Source organism: Sphaerothrix gracilis Ecp01 (genome assembly GCF_030405905.1).
In the GTDB taxonomy this organism is placed as follows: Bacteria; Cyanobacteriota; Cyanobacteriia; order Phormidesmidales; family Phormidesmidaceae; genus Sphaerothrix; species Sphaerothrix gracilis.
In genome coordinates this window covers 290,313-304,804 of record NZ_JASATW010000001.1, presented here as the reverse complement: position 1 = coordinate 304,804, position 14,492 = coordinate 290,313, and the positions used below count along the sequence as shown (strand labels likewise).

18 protein-coding genes are annotated in these 14,492 nt (G+C 52.1%); 8 read left to right on the top strand and 10 right to left on the bottom strand.

The window, feature by feature from the left end; all coding sequences use genetic code 11:
- Positions 1-51 precede the first annotated feature (51 nt).
- Positions 52-1,161, top strand: a complete 1,110-nt coding sequence (locus QJQ48_RS01425; protein WP_346289388.1) for an ABC transporter ATP-binding protein — start codon at positions 52-54, stop codon at positions 1,159-1,161.
- Between the two features lie 78 nt (positions 1,162-1,239).
- Here the strand turns inward: QJQ48_RS01425 and QJQ48_RS01420 are convergent, their stop codons facing one another.
- The 3 genes from QJQ48_RS01420 to QJQ48_RS01410 are packed head-to-tail and all read right to left on the bottom strand — an operon-like array spanning position 1,240 to position 2,454.
- Complete coding sequence (locus tag QJQ48_RS01420) at positions 1,240-1,737, bottom strand: photosystem I reaction center subunit XI (RefSeq protein ID WP_346289387.1); 498 nt, start codon at positions 1,735-1,737, stop codon at positions 1,240-1,242.
- A 54-nt stretch (positions 1,738-1,791) separates the two neighbouring features.
- On the bottom strand, positions 1,792-1,914 hold the full coding sequence (psaJ, locus tag QJQ48_RS01415; protein ID WP_346289386.1) for a photosystem I reaction center subunit IX: 123 nt from the start codon (positions 1,912-1,914) through the stop codon (positions 1,792-1,794).
- A 39-nt stretch (positions 1,915-1,953) separates the two neighbouring features.
- On the bottom strand, positions 1,954-2,454 hold the full coding sequence (locus tag QJQ48_RS01410; protein ID WP_346289385.1) for a Photosystem I reaction center subunit III: 501 nt from the start codon (positions 2,452-2,454) through the stop codon (positions 1,954-1,956).
- 159 nt (positions 2,455-2,613) lie between these two features.
- On the opposite strand from QJQ48_RS01410, the gene tsaD reads away from it, so the two are divergent.
- Positions 2,614-3,654: a tRNA (adenosine(37)-N6)-threonylcarbamoyltransferase complex transferase subunit TsaD gene (gene tsaD / locus QJQ48_RS01405; protein ID WP_346289384.1), complete on the top strand. Its 1,041-nt coding sequence runs from the start codon at positions 2,614-2,616 to the stop codon at positions 3,652-3,654.
- Here the strand turns inward: tsaD and QJQ48_RS01400 are convergent.
- Positions 3,626-4,531 (bottom strand): alpha/beta fold hydrolase, encoded by a 906-nt coding sequence (locus tag QJQ48_RS01400; protein ID WP_346289383.1) that lies wholly within the window; start codon positions 4,529-4,531, stop codon positions 3,626-3,628. The two genes, tsaD and QJQ48_RS01400, sit on opposite strands and share 29 nt — an antisense overlap.
- A gap of 35 nt (positions 4,532-4,566) precedes the next feature.
- The gene (locus QJQ48_RS01395; RefSeq protein WP_346289382.1) at positions 4,567-5,292 is read right to left on the bottom strand and encodes a hypothetical protein; all 726 of its coding nucleotides are present in this window, start codon (positions 5,290-5,292) and stop codon (positions 4,567-4,569) included.
- A gap of 265 nt (positions 5,293-5,557) precedes the next feature.
- On the opposite strand from QJQ48_RS01395, the gene QJQ48_RS01390 reads away from it, so the two are divergent.
- Positions 5,558-6,091 carry a GNAT family N-acetyltransferase gene (locus tag QJQ48_RS01390; protein WP_346289381.1) on the top strand — a complete coding sequence of 178 codons (534 nt, stop codon included), beginning with the start codon at positions 5,558-5,560 and terminating at the stop codon, positions 6,089-6,091.
- Between the two features lie 27 nt (positions 6,092-6,118).
- On the opposite strand, the gene QJQ48_RS01385 is transcribed toward QJQ48_RS01390, so the two are convergent.
- Positions 6,119-6,535, bottom strand: coding sequence for a DUF4332 domain-containing protein (locus tag QJQ48_RS01385; RefSeq protein WP_346289380.1), 417 nt, complete (start codon positions 6,533-6,535; stop codon positions 6,119-6,121).
- Positions 6,536-6,645: 110 nt separating this feature from the next.
- Here QJQ48_RS01385 and QJQ48_RS01380 point away from each other — a divergent pair, with 110 nt between their 5' ends.
- Positions 6,646-7,146 carry a TM2 domain-containing protein gene (locus tag QJQ48_RS01380; protein ID WP_346289379.1) on the top strand — a complete coding sequence of 167 codons (501 nt, stop codon included), beginning with the start codon at positions 6,646-6,648 and terminating at the stop codon, positions 7,144-7,146.
- A 138-nt stretch (positions 7,147-7,284) separates the two neighbouring features.
- Here the strand turns inward: QJQ48_RS01380 and QJQ48_RS01375 are convergent, their stop codons facing one another.
- Positions 7,285-7,677, bottom strand: coding sequence for a hypothetical protein (locus QJQ48_RS01375; protein WP_346289378.1), 393 nt, complete (start codon positions 7,675-7,677; stop codon positions 7,285-7,287).
- 186 nt (positions 7,678-7,863) lie between these two features.
- On the opposite strand from QJQ48_RS01375, the gene queA reads away from it, so the two are divergent.
- The 3 genes from queA to QJQ48_RS01360 all read left to right on the top strand — a co-directional run bounded on the left by queA (position 7,864) and on the right by QJQ48_RS01360 (position 10,271).
- Positions 7,864-8,946 (top strand): tRNA preQ1(34) S-adenosylmethionine ribosyltransferase-isomerase QueA, encoded by a 1,083-nt coding sequence (queA, locus tag QJQ48_RS01370; RefSeq protein ID WP_346289377.1) that lies wholly within the window; start codon positions 7,864-7,866, stop codon positions 8,944-8,946.
- A gap of 293 nt (positions 8,947-9,239) precedes the next feature.
- Positions 9,240-9,803 (top strand): pentapeptide repeat-containing protein, encoded by a 564-nt coding sequence (locus QJQ48_RS01365; protein ID WP_346289376.1) that lies wholly within the window; start codon positions 9,240-9,242, stop codon positions 9,801-9,803.
- Positions 9,804-9,914: 111 nt separating this feature from the next.
- Positions 9,915-10,271, top strand: a complete 357-nt coding sequence (locus QJQ48_RS01360; RefSeq protein ID WP_346289375.1) for a hypothetical protein — start codon at positions 9,915-9,917, stop codon at positions 10,269-10,271.
- A 133-nt stretch (positions 10,272-10,404) separates the two neighbouring features.
- Here QJQ48_RS01360 and QJQ48_RS01355 read toward each other — a convergent pair whose 3' ends face one another.
- Complete coding sequence (locus QJQ48_RS01355) at positions 10,405-11,442, bottom strand: fatty acid desaturase (RefSeq protein WP_346289374.1); 1,038 nt, start codon at positions 11,440-11,442, stop codon at positions 10,405-10,407.
- A 468-nt stretch (positions 11,443-11,910) separates the two neighbouring features.
- On the opposite strand from QJQ48_RS01355, the gene QJQ48_RS01350 reads away from it, so the two are divergent.
- Positions 11,911-13,527, top strand: a complete 1,617-nt coding sequence (locus tag QJQ48_RS01350; RefSeq protein WP_428843007.1) for an alanine/glycine:cation symporter family protein — start codon at positions 11,911-11,913, stop codon at positions 13,525-13,527.
- Positions 13,528-13,729: 202 nt separating this feature from the next.
- Here QJQ48_RS01350 and QJQ48_RS01345 read toward each other — a convergent pair whose 3' ends face one another.
- A complete protein-coding gene (locus tag QJQ48_RS01345) occupies positions 13,730-13,924 on the bottom strand; it encodes a hypothetical protein (protein ID WP_346289373.1) in 195 nt (64 codons plus the stop codon).
- Positions 13,925-14,065: 141 nt separating this feature from the next.
- Positions 14,066-14,488 (bottom strand): hypothetical protein, encoded by a 423-nt coding sequence (locus QJQ48_RS01340; protein WP_346289372.1) that lies wholly within the window; start codon positions 14,486-14,488, stop codon positions 14,066-14,068.
- Positions 14,489-14,492 lie beyond the last annotated feature (4 nt).

The window sequence follows — 14,492 nt, the reverse complement described above, 5'->3', positions numbered from 1 at the left end:
TAGAGTCAGACTGTTTGAGTCGATGAGATTTTTGTTGAAGACGGCTGTGCTGTGGCTGAAGTTGCACTAAAAGGACTCACGCGCCGCTATGGCAACACGGTTGCCATAGAAGAGATTACTTTTACAGTCCCCGATGGCGAATTTTGGGTACTGGTAGGGCCGTCTGGCTGCGGTAAATCAACTGTCTTGCGGGCGATCGCTGGATTAGATACCGTCACGCAGGGGCAAATTTATCTGGGCGATCGCTTGGTTAACGCCGTACCTGCCCGCGATCGAGACGTAGCGATGGTATTTCAAAACTATGCTCTTTATCCTCACATGAGCGTAGCTGAAAATCTCGCCTTTGGTCTAAAAATGCGGCAAACGCCCGCTGACACAATCCAGCAGCGCGTGGAAACGGTAGCCCGTTCTCTCGACATTGCCCACCTACTCAGCCGCAAACCTCGCCAACTCTCAGGCGGACAGCAGCAGCGCGTAGCCTTAGGCCGGGCGATCGCCCGGCAGCCCCAGGCTTTTTTACTAGATGAACCGCTCTCTAACCTCGACGCCCAGCTCCGCGATGAAACCCGCGCCGAGCTGAAGCAGCTCCACCAGCGCTTTGGCATCACCACCCTCTATGTCACCCACGATCAGGTGGAGGCCATGACCTTGGGCGATCGCATTGTGGTGCTAGACCAAGGCAGAATTCAGCAGATTGATTCCCCCCAGGCGGTCTACTCTGAGCCTGCAAACCGCATGGTGGCCGCCTTCATAGGCAGTCCGCCCATGAATCTCTTATCAGCTCACTACGGTGATAACCAGCTCAAACTAGAGGGTCAGGCTTTTGACCTACCCTCGCAAATAGTCCATCGACTTGAGCAACAGTCCGGTCAGGCTGTTTGTTTAGGGATTCGCCCGGAGCATGTCCAGCTCAGCCCCTCAGAGGCTCACCTACAGGTGATTGCCGATGTGATAGAGCCGCTAGGACGGGAAATTCTGGTGCGGGCAGTGGTGCCTAATCACGATCGGGCGGCGGCCCAGACCCTGCAGTTTCACGCCCCGCCTGCGCTCAAAGTCAAAACGGGCGATCGCCTCAGCGTCAGATTGGCCCTGGATCATCTTTTTCTATTCGATCCGGCCACCGGAGCGCGAGTTTATCCGGCTCCCCCCAAACTGCCATAGTCGCCCAAAACAGCTGCTAAAAAAAGTGGAGGTAGATTGCCTACCTCCACACCTAAAATCAGCGAGCGTCAACAAGCGCTAGCTATGGCCGCCTGAAACGACGTTGAGTAGTAAGGGCATATTGGATACCAGCAGGAAGGCAAAGGCCGCGCCGCCGATACCGCCAATCAAAAATCCGCCAGCAAACTCGCTCCAGCCTTCTTCAGTTGCCAGAGATTTGGGTGGATTGGGCGTTGTCACGGTTGCAATGGGCTTCTTCACCCCTGCGCCGCTGTAAAGGGAAAGGCAGGCCGTTAAGATCACGACTAAGCCAATGGCCGCCAGCAGTCCGGCCAGCGCTGGCACGTCAGAATCTCGTAGCGGACCTAACAAAGCAAAGGGGCCATAGAGCAAATAGCCGTGAGCCATGCCCACTTCTAAACCGCGTCGCTGCGGCGAAAGGCCGGCCCGATAAGCCGGCAAGTTGTTAATAAATGCTTTTGACAAAGCAGAAGAATTGATGGGGGTTTTGAGATTGCCAATCTGAGGATCCTCAGCCGGATGCACAACCTCATTAGAACGACTAACATCTACCATGATATTCGGATTCTCCAACGACTCAAAACACAGCACGGTTAAAGCCAAGCGCGGCTACGGATGTAAGAGCAGGTCTGGAAAAAAGCGATTGAATTCAATCAAAATCCCAGCCGTAATAAACATCCAAACGGTCGCAATCACGGGTGCTGTGGACAGATACTTCAAAAAATTATCCATAGGGAAGGACTCCTAAGCCTAAATTTTCAAAAACAGACGCTAGCGAGGAGAAACGGTAATCTCGTTATCCTTGGCAAACATCTCACCGCTGGCAATTTCCTTGAAGGCAACCAAAGGCCAAGCCGCTGCCCCTAGAGAACACTTGATCGCTAGCGGCACGTCGATGATAATCTCTTTCTCTTCTGGCTTCTTGTCGCCGCGTACAGCGATGACATAAGAGCGTCCGGCCCAGCCAATCCAGCCGGCAATGTATAGAAAGAGAATGCTCGGAATTAAGAACTCGCCCGCATGGGAGAGATCGCCATCGACCACGAGGTGTGGTAGACCATCTTCTCCGCAGAGCAGGCTAGAATTGCCGTACAGCTCAAAACGAGCTTTGGCGGCATCGGTTTTAGCATTGGCAGCGCGTTGCTGAAAGGCAGCAGACTCGCCACAGGGGGTTAGTCCGGCTACGTTATCTCCGGCGACACCTGCCATCGCAGCAGGCGAAAAACCAATCCAAAGACAAACGGCTAGAACTAGAGCAAACAACCGTCGCATAAATTGTTTCCCTTTATTACGTAAAATCAGCGTTTTTGATCCAAAAACGTTAAGTTATTTGTACAAGAATGTACTCAACTTTCAGGCATCATACCTCCCTGCCAAAGCGCCGTAAAGCAACTTATTGCAAGGGGTTAACATCCTGAAAAATATCAGTTTATGGCGAAGATTTTAGCAATTGAAACAAGTTGTGACGAAACAGCCGCCGCAATTGTGAGCGATCGTCAGGTACTCAGCAGTATTATCGCCTCGCAAATTACCACCCATCAGCCCTATGGCGGCGTTGTGCCAGAGCTAGCTTCTAGAGAGCATGTTGCCAATGTCGGTCAGACTGTAGCGGCGGCATTTGAAGCGGCAGGGCTAGATTGGTCAGCGATCGATGGCATCGCCGCGACCTGCGCCCCTGGCCTAGTCGGTGCTTTGCTGGTGGGATTAACCGCCGCTAAAACTCTGGCTTTAGTACACAATAAGCCTTTTATAGGGGTTCATCACTTGGAAGGACATCTCTATGCGTCCTATCTCAGTCATCCTGAACTCAATCCGCCCTATCTGTGTCTATTGGTTTCTGGCGGACATACGAGTCTGATTCAGGTCAAAGGCTGTGGTAACTACGTTGTTTTGGGCCAGACCCGCGATGATGCCGCCGGCGAAGCTTTTGATAAAGTGGCGCGACTGTTGGAGCTAGGGTATCCGGGTGGCCCGGTGATTGACAAACTGGCGCAGATGGGCAATGCCCAAGCCTATCCTTTGCCGGAGGGCAATATTTCCCTGCCAGGCGGCGGCTTTCATCCTTACGACTCTAGCTTTAGCGGTTTGAAGACAGCGGTGCTGAGGCTGACCGAGCGCTTGAGGGCGGAAGGCACTGAACTGCCGGTAGCGGATATTGCTGCCAGCTTCCAGGCTACTGTTGCGCGATCGCTCACCCGTCGGACCCTGCGCTGCGCCCTCGATCACCAGATCTCAACTATTGCCGTCGGGGGTGGCGTGGCGGCCAATAGCGGCCTGCGTCAGCAGCTTCAGATTGAAGCTAGCAAACATGGCCTGCAAGTCCTCTTTCCCCCCCTCAAATACTGTACTGACAACGCCGCCATGATTGCCTGCGCGGCTGCCGAGCATTTTCGCCTGGGTCATACCTCTACCCTAGCCACCGCTGCCCAGTCCAGAATGCCTATCACCCAGGCGATGGCCCTGTATGCTTAGCCAAAATTTCCTGCACCACTTTGGCCAAAGCCCGTGGCTGCTCTAGCATCGCCATGTGACCACACTGGGATAGCTCAATTACATTGCTTTCGGGTGTGCGAAAGAGCGGATGAAAGCTGGCTAAATGATTGACATACTGAGGCTCCATCACCTGATCTTGTTGGCCGCCGACAAAGTAAGCAGGCTGCTCTAACGAAGCCACTATCTGCGGCAGCAAATGCACCTCAGCTTCAGTCGTAGATTCTAGCAAGGCCGCCTGAGCTGCCTGGGGATGGGCGCTAACAAGGTCATCGAGTCGCCGCTGGCCCCAAATCCGCGATAGCGGCTGATCGACCATCGCGCGGGCAAAGACCAAATCTAGTAAGGGCAGTCGCCGGAGCCAGCTAGGTCGAAAGCGCACAATCTGCTGGCCGGCTGAACGAAAGCGATCGAAGTCTTCTTTGAGATAGATCCCTCCTCCGGCGTTGACACAGATGACGCCGCTAATTTGCTGGGGGGCGAGATGAGCCGCCCAGAGGGCAATGCTGCCGCCTAAAGAATGGCCGAGCAGCCAAGCCCGGCGAATATTGAGCTGATTGAGTAGGCAAATTAGGTCTTCTGCGTAGGCCGCTAGGCCGTAGGGCGATCGCGTCGCTTCGGACGGCAGCGAGCAGTGACAGTGGCCTTGTCGGCGCTGTTCGACCGCCTGAGTAGAATCGCCAAATCCGCGCAAATCGTAGGTTAAACAGGCATATTGATGAGCTAAATCTGCTACCAGCGGCTGCCAATAGGCACGGCTGAGCAGCCAGCCATGAATAAATACTAAAACCTCTGTCGGGGGACTGGGTGCTGTCAGCTCATAGGCGTGAGGAACACCCAAAACATTCACCTTAGCCATGCTTTAATCGTATCTTGAAGCGGGTCAGGCTGTCTTTAAAGATGCTTTCCCAGCAGGCGATAACGTACGCTTTCGGCAATCTTTTGTCCGAGATATTCCGGAATTAAGCTCTCGTTAGGGCCTAGCAGGTACAGAATTAGCCGGGTGCGCCCGCGCCAAACCAGCAAATTAGCGTTGACTACCAGCAGGTCTTCCTGCCAAATGGCGTACATGACTTTATAGAAAAGTCCGGGCTGGTTATCGGCCTCAATCAGCAGGGCAGGCAGGTGAAACACCGGATCAACATAAAATTCTGTCTCGACCTGTTCGAGACCGGCATCAAGGTTGAACTCAACCGTCAGCATTTCTTCTACTTCAAAGCGACCGGCTAGGGCTTCTCGAATGGCTCGACACACATTATCAGAAGTCTTGTCTATCAGCGTTTTACCGCCCCTAGAGACAACCAGCTTGATAAACACCAGCATGGGGGGATAAATTTGCCCGTAGAGACTGAGGTTATGAATTGTGAGGCCATAGGCAGCCAAAACGCCAAAAATATCGCTGAGCAAGAAAGACTGATTGCGGTAGGCAAAATGGAGCGCGCTCCGATTGCCCTCTGGCTTCAGCTCAATCACGGCCTGCTTGCTTTTGTAAAGCTGATAGGCCAGTCGTAGATTTTGCAGCTGAATCTCACTGCTGACAAATTGCTCATAGAATTTTGGGAACGCCCGGTTGAAGCGTTTGAGCAAATCTAAAGTAGATGGTTTTAAACCCGCAACCATAGCTGGCAAGGAACTCTTGACGTATATTCAGGAACAACTGCAAATATAGATAAAGGCAAAATTTTAATCAGCCTGAAAAATCTAACTCTAGGCTACCTACCTAAGACTTGTCATCGGGCAAATTCCCCTGATATGGTTGGTCAAGCTCAGCTTTTGGAGAAAGAATTCTGCAAACTACCGCAAGTTTTCCATAGGAGAGACGGTTTTTAAGGCGTATACTCTAGTTATTGTCTTTTCGTTACTTATATACATCAATCGCGCCTGAATGGGTTTTTGGAAAAGCTTATTTAGCAGCTCCGAGGTTTCCGCGCCCTCCCAGCTAACTCACTCTGAGGAATACTTTGCTGAAACGGTCTCTGAAGCTTCTAATGGTAGCACTGGCTCTCGCATCTTCTTCAGTACGAGTCGAGATATTGACTTGTATGAGCTAGAAGAGCTGTGCGACGCCGTGGGCTGGTCTCGTCGGCCAATTCGCAAGGTTCGCAAAGCGATTCAGCATAGCTTTATCGTTGTCTCTATGTGGGAGCAACAGCCCAACAGGCGACGGCTGGTGGGCTTTTCGCGCGCCACCTCAGACCACGCCTTTAACGCCACCATTTGGGACGTGGTTGTTCATCCTGACTATCAGGGTAAGGGACTAGGTAAAGCGCTGATGCAGCAGCTTATCAAGAAGCTGCGCAGCGAAGACATCAGCAACGTGACGTTATTTGCCGATCCTCAGGTCGTAGATTTTTATCGTAATTTAGGGTTTATGCCTGATCCGGAGGGAATCAAGGGCATGTTTTGGTATCCCGATTAAGGGGGCGAGGTCGGCTTGTCGGCAGCCTTAGCTGGAATACCCTGCGATCGCGCGGGCTTGCTGAATCCACTGGTTGACTTCATCGGCAGGGGGACAGGCCTGCATCTGATGCAAGACAGTGGCGTAAAAGCGGCGAATTTGGGGATAGAGTTTGTGAATAGAAGTTTGGGCTAGGTGGGCTGAGGAACTGATGCCAGCATGGAGCAGCAGCCCGCAGTAACGACAGCCTACCGCCGGGATGCGAGCTAAATCAGCTAGTGCTACCCATTTATTGACGTGCTGAATATGAATTCGTAGCTGAGCGGCTAGCTGCTCGCGCTTGGCCTGGGTGCTGCCCTGGCGAATAAGCTGTAAAGTCGTGTGAATATTTTGAGCCTCTAGATCAGCCGACTGCTGGGAACTAAGACCTGGAAGCTGAGGGATTGCCCAGTTGCTAGCCTTCATATTTAACCCGCTATGATTGAAGCAATAGTGTGATTCTACGATTGTAGAAAAGCTAGCTCTTTCTTGACCTAGTCCAGCGCCATTAAAAGCCTTCTAGCGTCTTAACAATTATGGCTCATCCTCGCTCGCTTACTCATTCACCCCACGATAGTCAGCGTACGGCTATCAGCTATTTGTTCTGGCTCGCCACTTTCTTGGGCTTTGCGGGACTGCACCGTCTTTACAACGGCAAAATTGGCTCTGGTCTGCTGTGGCTGTTCACCTGGGGACTCTTTGGCTTTGGCCAAGCCGTTGATCTTTTCTTGATTCCAGGGATGGCCCGGGATAAAGATCTGCGAGATAGTCACAAATTTTTGTCCTCGCAGAATGCTGCTCATCCGGGTTTAGTCCAGGATACTGTCGGCGCGGCCAAGCAGTCACTGACGGTTCAGCTACTTCAAGCAGCTCAGACCCGCGGCGGCCAAATTACGGTTCCCCAAGGAGTTCTAGCAACAGGGGCTGATTTTGCGGCGGTAGAAACAGCGCTCAAAGATTTGCTCAAGGCGGGGTATGCTCACATAGATAACGATCCCCATACGGGAGCTGTCGTTTACAGTGTTTTAGGTCTTTAGCAAAATTGGAGAGAAGTTTATTTTCAAATCCAGTGAATGTTGCTGATAGCTGCCAATTTATTTAAAAAGATGGCGCGTTCAATCCAGAACGCGCCATCAAAACTTTTAAAGAATCAATTGCGGTAAACCTGAGCACTTTTAAGCAAGTGTTTCAGGGCAATAGCCTAAACCGCTGACAAACTGACTGCGGAAAGCCTCAATTTCTTCGCGATCGGGGCGGCCATGAGAAACCACGGCTACCTGATAGCGCCGCATGACATCTACTGGCGCTTGGCCTGTCTCTAGACCCCAAAGCGCCATTCGCACTCGAATGCCGGGCTGATAAGGAATGCCCAATTCGTCTAAAAAGGCGCGAAAATCTTCTAAGCTTTCAGCATCGACGCCGTCTACTAGCTTGACTTTCACCACCCAGCCATCGATTTGGTGAATAACTGTCATAAACTCTAGCGGGAAGCGGGATGCTTGGTGTAGTCGCTCAGCTACCCGAATCGTCAGGCTAGCATTGGCAAGATAGTAGAGATAGTCAGCCATAGGTTTTGCTCTATCGGGTGCGACATCTCTATTCTTACGAGAAGCCCTGTTGACGAGTAGGGGAACCCCCCCCGATTCCTATAAGGGGTTCTCCCCAAAAGCAAACATCTGCGGTAGGGTGAAGCCTGCATTCCCTGCGTTAGCTTTGGCTTTAGCCCCCCATTTCACTACCAGATCTTCTTGACTATGACCGCTGCCGACTTTTCTGCTGACCTATTGTTAGACGCTTATCAGTACAGCCTGCCCGCCGAACGCATTGCTCAGAACCCGGTTGTACCGCGCGATCGCGCCCGGCTCATGGTTGTGGACTCCCCTAGTCATCATGTCCATAGCCACTTCTACGATTTACCTAGCTGGCTAAAACCTGGCGATCTGCTGGTGTTCAACAACACCCAGGTGATTCCGGCCCGCCTGTACGGGCGCAAGACCGGAGGAGCCGCGGTGGAAATTCTGCTATTGGAAGCGCGGGCACCGCTGCAGTGGCTAGCCTTGGTCAAGCCGGGTAAGCGGCTCAAGCCGGGGGCTACTATTGTATTTGGAGACGATGAGCAGGCACCTCAGCTAGTGGCCCAAGTGATGGCCGTAGACGAAAGCACAGGGGGGCGACTGCTGCAGTTTGAGCTGCCAACCGGACTCTCTTTTGCCGCCGCGATCGCAGCGTTAGGCCAGGTGCCACTGCCGCCCTATATTACTGACTCTCAGGCTACGCCAGAGCAGTATCAGACTATCTATGCTGAAACGCCGGGAGCCGTAGCCGCCCCGACCGCCGGCTTGCACTTCACGCCCGACGTATTTCAGGCTTTAGACCAAAAAGGAATTCACCGAGCTTTTTTAACCCTGCATGTCGGTCTCGGTACATTCCGTCCCGTTGAGGTAAGCGATATTACCACTCACGCCATGCATGCAGAATGGATTGACATTTCAGCGGCTGTAGTGAGTCAGATTCAGCAAACCAAAGCCCAGGGTGGTCGGGTCATTGCCGTCGGGACGACCGTCACTCGCGCTCTAGAGGGGGCGGCTCAGTCCGGTGAGCTAAGTCCTTTTCAGGGCAAAACTAATATATTTATCTATCCGGGCTATCGCTGGCGAGTGGTAGACGGCCTGATCACTAACTTCCATTTACCCGGTTCTAGCCTGCTGATGCTGGTCAGCGCCTTGGTAGGGCGATCGCGCCTGATGCGGCTTTACGCAGAGGCGATCGCTCAGACCTATCGGTTTTACTCGTTTGGTGATGCTATGTTGATTCTGCCAGAGGCAAAAACCAGCTAGCCGAGCCTAAGCCTATTGTCAGGTAAAGGTTCTTGAAAATAACGCTCTGGTTAGATCCTGAACTAGCCCTATTTAAGCTAGGCTTACACTAGTCAGACATACGGACGAGCTTTATCAAGCTTGAATAAGCGTTCGTATTTCTACGTAGACTGCATCTTCAAGTGTTTATATATCGGCGGTGGTAGCGCCTGCAAGCGCCACTGTCAGGATTAAGGGGCGTATCTACCTCTCCGCGTTTTTGTTGGCTCAGCCCAGGCTAGCAGAAATGGATTTTGCCTTCTTGAGGAGTCCCTATGCAACCCAGTCAGCTCATCGACGCTTTTGAAAGCGGGCAGCAGACCTTTGATCAAATTAATCTGTCTCAGGCCAATCTCAGCTGCATCAGGCTACCTTTTGTGCAGCTAGTTGACGCAAATTTCAGAGGTGCCAATTTAACCAAAGCTTTTTTACCAGGGGCAGAACTGCTGCGCGTTAACTTTCAAGACGCCAACCTCGCCTACGCTAATCTGATTGGGGCTGAGCTAATTCGCACTAACTTTCAGGGGGCTTGCCTCAGGAATGCCTTACTCAGCGCCTCAACTCTGACCGGAGCGAATTTCAGCCTGGCGCAGCTCAGCTATGCCTGTCTAAATGGCGCTAATCTCTGCGGTGCTAGCCTACGGGGGGCCGATCTCAGCTTTGCTAACCTGCAGGGGGCCGATCTGCGGGGAGCCGATCTGCGGGGGGCTATCCTGCACGAAACTGTGCTTACCGAGGTCAATTTAGACTACACGCTGATGCCCAACGGCCTTTATGCAGCAACCGCTGAGGCAGCCATGCCTGAAGCAGACTGGCGGCTTGTCAGTGAGTTTGCGTAGTTCAAGTCAATAAATTTACCGTTTCTTTTTACTCAAATTGAGCAAAGCAAGGCATTCTAGAGGCAACCTGAATGTATTGGGTTTGGGCTAACCGCCGAGAAGGCAATTTTTATGAAACCTTGCTTACCGACTCGCTTAGTGCTTCGTGTCGCAACGCAGCGTAAAACGCTGTTGCTGACAGCCTATACAAAGCAGCCGCAGGCGATCGCCGACTGGCTGCGCGATCGACTACAGCAGGAAGGAGGAGAGGTTACGGCCCATATAGACGACTGCCCCGCTCGTAAAACTCCCTCATTTCTGATTGGTGCCCAGCTCGCCTCATTCACCAGCGCCGATATCTGGCAGATCCGCAGCACGCTTCAGCTTGCTGGCGCAGCCATCGAAACAGTTCATGTGGACTATGGGGAAGGTGTGACAGCCGATACTGGTATTGCTCGGCCAGTCACTTCGGCAAACCAACATCGCTAAAGTATACGACCGTCATAGAAATGTCATATGGGAGCGGCATATTAAAGCTAGCTAGTTCCTCACACCACGTAGCACTCCGCAGCCTTCCCTAAGAAGGCTGCTTTTTTATGGCCGTATGAGCCAGAACTCCTGGCTATTTCACTGCTCGAAATGGCTGGTAGGCCACTTCTGGGTGATAAATATGGCAGTGGTCTACAATTTGCTTCATCAAAGTCCAGGAAAACTGCCGCTCTTGGATGCGGCTGCCCCAGTTAGATTTCAGGCTGGCATGGGCCAGACGCAGGTTATAGGAGGGAATTCCAGTGGAAATATGGTGCGGTACATGGACGTTGATGTCGTGACACAGCACTTCAACCCAGCGAGGATAGGTGCAGTGAACCGTTCCGGCTAGCTGTGCCTCAACGGCATCCCAAGTTTCTACCGGATAAAACTGAATATCTGGGTCAGTATGGTGTACGAGCGTAAACGTACTCATCCAAAAGTGATAGCCCAGCCACGGCATCAGCCAAAACTTAACCACGCCCCACAAGCCGGCAACGGCGATGAGAGTGGGAAAGAAAACGGCAGCAAAGATAGCCACCACTGCAACCGAAAACTTAACTTTTTGGCGATCGCGCTCAGCCACCTGAGAGGGATCAAAGTGCAGTTTGGCCCAGTGAGCAACTGATGCCAGCCACCAGAGCCGTCCCCGCAGCACTTCGTAAAACTTGCGCACCAGCCAGGGCGTCTCTCGGTACGCTGTCGGCGTCCAGGGCTGCCAGGCGTTGTCGATTTCTAGCTTGTTGGTATGAATATGGTGATGATCGTGCAGCAGCCGCCAGCTATGGAACGGATATATCAGCGGCATCATTAAAATATGACCGACGAGATCATTGACCCAACGGCGCTTAGCAAAAGAGCGGTGCCCGCAGTCATGGGCAATTACAAAAAATCCGGTCAGGGCCGTGCCGGTAAAAAACCAGGCTAGCGGCAAGAGAAACCAGGGCGATACTGCGATCGCGCCGTAACCCAAAGCCACAGCACTGACGCTGACAAGCACTGAAAGCCATGCCTTGAGGCGGTTTTTCTCAAAACACTCTTTAGGCAAAGATTGAATAATAGTCCTGAGCTGAGGAGCTGCTGAGGTTGAGAAAACTGACTGGTTGGCTAGTTTATCCGTCGTTGCAGTCATGAATGAGCTTAGATCTCCATACTGGAAGGGTGAATATCGGCGTTAAAAATGCGCAAAAAAACACCTGCCAGCTCTCACGAGACACATGGCAGGAAAAATTGCCGTGCGCGTAGCCTGAAAAACTATAGACGGCCGGTTTATCCTGAGGAACCGAGCAGATGCCTGAGGACAACTTAAAAAACCTTTACAGTTATACCACGCGGCTGTCAGTCCTGGTAGGAAGCAGGCGAGCCTGATCCTGGGATATCAGAGCGGTTGCTGAGGCCAATCTGCGATAGGCGGCTGGAGTGCCTGCCAAGGATTGCTACAGATTGGCAAATTGCGATCGCCAACCTGGGCCAGGGTTAGCAAATATTAGGCTAACTGTCATTAGCGAATAGGCGTACTTAAATTAACAACTTGCCCTTTGAGAAGATGATATGCCTACTAGGGATTAAACCCCTCATTTTGAATGAGTGATATCTGAATATGAGCAATCATCCCTGGAAAGCTGATTTCAGCCCTACTCCACCGCGATCGCCCCTGAGTCGCGGTTTTAGTCAGCTTTTAAGCGTTCTACATCACAAAAATTTCTGGCTGCTGCTGCCCTGCCTGCTGGCCTGGATCTTACTATCTCCGCCGGGCGCAATGGCCCAAGAAGAAGCGGCAACCGGAGTTGACCGAATTTTTCAGCCGATTGTGGACTTCATGGCTACCCTCCTCTTTTTCAAGATCGGGGGTGAAAATGGCTTTCCTTTCATCGTGCTGTGGCTGTTTGTGGCCGCAATTTTCTTCACCCTGCGCATGGGGTTCATCAATTTTCGCGGCTTCAAGCACGCTATCCAGGTGGTGCAGGGCAAGTTTGACGATCCCCACGATGAGGGAGAAGTTTCTCACTTTCAAGCTTTGGCAACTGCCGTTTCAGGCACGGTCGGCTTAGGCAATATCGCCGGTGTGGCAGTCGCCATTCAGCTCGGCGGCCCCGGTGCTATGTTCTGGCTGACGCTGGCGGGCCTCTTTGGCATGGTGACCAAGTTTGTGGAGTGTACCCTGGCCGTTAAATATCGCCGCATCCTGGAAGATGGCACCGTTTTGGGTGGGCCGATGTATTACCTGACGCGGGGACTGTCTCCAAAGGGGATGCGGCCCCTGGGACAAGGACTGGCCGTTCTTTTCTGTATTCTCTGCTTAGGCGGCAGCTTGGGTGGGGCCAACATGTTTCAGTCCAACCAGGCTTATGCCGCGATTTCTAGCCTGGTGCCCGGACTGCCTGCTTGGCTGTTTGGCGTTGTCTTGGCAGCGCTAGCCGCGTTTGTGATTATTGGCGGTATCCGTCGGATTGGCGCAGTTGCCGAAAAGCTGGTACCAGCTATGGCTGCTATCTACGCGATCGCCTGCCTATTTGTCATCATTGTCAACATTGCTCAGGTACCGGCTGCTATTGGTACTATTCTCAGCGAAGCTTTTGCTCCTAGCGCGGCTGTGGGCGGCGTTGTCGGCGTCATGGTGCAGGGGATTCGCCGCAGCTCCTTTTCTAACGAGGCTGGCGTCGGTTCTGCCGCGATCGCTCACTCTGCGGCCCGAACGGATGAACCCGTACGAGAGGGCATTGTAGCGCTGCTAGAGCCGTTTATCGATACGGTGATTATCTGCAATATGACGGCGATCGCCATTGTGCTCACCGGAGCCTATCAGGACACTGGCGAAGAACTCAGCGGCGTCGCGATGACCTCCAGCGCTTTTGAAAGCGTGATTGGCTGGTTCCCTATCGTTTTAAGTATCGCCGTTTGCCTGTTTGCCTTCTCGACTATTATTTCTTGGAGCTACTACGGCATTCAAGCTTGGGCTTATTTATTTGGCGAACGCAGCACTATTATTTTCAAGTGCATCTACGTGGTCTGTACTTTCTTAGGCTGTTTGGTCAGCTTAGGACTCATTATTGACTTCAGTGATTTAATGCTCCTAGGAATGGCTTTTCCTAACCTAATTGGCTGCTACATTTTATCCAATGAAGTGGCCGGCGATCTCAAAGATTATTGGCAGCGTTTAACGTCTGGGCAAATGCCGACCTATGACAAACAGCCTGCTTTTGAAACATCAGAGTAAACGCCAGATTTTCTCTGTCTTGTTAATGTCAGCTTAGTTTAGGCGTTCTGGAAATGTAGCTGCTGATCGGTTGGCCGCAGTTTCAGTTGCTAGACAGACATCTTCTGCAATAGAAGCTGCGGCTAAACCAGACCCGCTATTCAACTTGTTATCCAGCTTTGAGAGGTACGGCAAAATGGCTGTATCGGCCAGCCCGATAGGCTTACGCTCCTAAAGAGCGCTTAGCGTCAGCTTCCAGCTTGGCTAACTGCTGGCGTCTTTGGTGAGGGGCCAACGACTGATACTCGCCGTAGAAATTGCTGAAGGCCCAAAACCCTTTTGCAGCTCGCCAAAGTCGCTGCCGAATGGAAGGGGATGGCTGCTTTTTAACCAGGCCCGAAGCGGTAAATCCAATCATGATTGATCTCCTTTAACTGCGTATCTCAATCCTAGGAATACGCTGCTAGAAGATCAAAAGTTAGTATCGATAGCGGCTATGCATAAAATTCATAGCCAACGCCAAAGCAGCGCGATCGCGATTAAGCTGCTTTAATTAGCCTTAATTGACCTCATGATAGTGGCGTAAAATTCGTTGTTCAGGCACCGTTAAATCGTCTAAGCTTTCGGCAGAACGCGCCTTTTCAGCCAGATTTTGCAGCTTACTGCTGGCTTCATCACGTCCTTCTTCTATCTTTTGATTGCGTAGCTCGGTTTTGCCTTTAATCCGCTTGGTCGTCTCCAAGCCCTCATAAACATCGTCAGCAGCTTGCTTGACGACATCGGCTGCAGACTCTAAGTCAGCCGTGTCGATACTTTCTGGATTAAAAGGTTGCTGAGCCTGGGCCAGCAATTCTGCCTTTAGCTCAACGGCCATAGTTGGCGAGGCGATCGCCCAGCCTGCCCAAAAAACGACCTGCAGCAGGCCAATCATCAGAAGTCGGTTAAGGCCAGAAAAGAGCTTATCTAAGCCAAGAGAACGCATGAGA